The organism is Streptococcus sp. 3874, assembly GCF_013276425.1.
Lineage (GTDB): Bacteria > Bacillota > Bacilli > Lactobacillales > Streptococcaceae > Streptococcus > Streptococcus pseudopneumoniae.
This window is the reverse complement of sequence record NZ_VMLA01000158.1, coordinates 1-538: the sequence shown is the minus strand read 5'-3', so window position 1 is coordinate 538 and position 538 is coordinate 1. Positions and strand designations below refer to the sequence as shown.

The following is a 538-nucleotide window of genomic DNA, read 5'->3' as shown; positions in this document are numbered from 1 at the left end:
GACTTGGGTAATCCTCCAAAATAGTTTATACAGGAACAAGCCCGCGTCTTCTTAGTGAACAGATAATATTCCAATCCCCCACTAATGGACTAAACACTATGGGCACGAGTGGACTCGAACCACCGACCTCACGCTTATCAGGCGTGCGCTCTAACCACCTGAGCTACGCGCCCAAGTTAAAAAACTTGGTACAAAGAACAAAGTTCAAAGCGGGTGACGAGAATCGAACTCGCGACAACAGCTTGGAAGGCTGTAGTTTTACCACTAAACTACACCCGCTAAAATGGGAGTTAACGGGATCGAACCGCTGACCCTCTGCTTGTAAGGCAGATGCTCTCCCAGCTGAGCTAAACTCCCTAGAGCTAAGCGACTTCCCTATCTCACAGGGGGCAACCCCCAACTACTTCCGGCGTTCTAGGGCTTAACTTCTGTGTTCGGCATGGGTACAGGTGTATCTCCTAGGCTATCGTCACTTAACTCTGAGTAATACCTACTCAAAATTGAATATCTATTCAAACCAAGAAAACCGTTCGCTTTC

3 tRNA genes and 1 rRNA gene are annotated in these 538 nt (G+C 47.8%); all 4 read right to left on the bottom strand.

Annotated elements, in window-relative coordinates:
• Positions 1-99: 99 nt before the first annotated feature.
• Positions 100-173: transfer RNA gene (locus HT703_RS11370), tRNA-Ile, on the bottom strand.
• A gap of 35 nt (positions 174-208) precedes the next feature.
• Positions 209-279, bottom strand: a tRNA-Gly gene (locus HT703_RS11365).
• 5 nt (positions 280-284) lie between these two features.
• Positions 285-357, bottom strand: a tRNA-Val gene (locus tag HT703_RS11360).
• A gap of 4 nt (positions 358-361) precedes the next feature.
• Positions 362-477 (bottom strand): 5S ribosomal RNA (gene rrf / locus HT703_RS11355).
• Positions 478-538 lie beyond the last annotated feature (61 nt).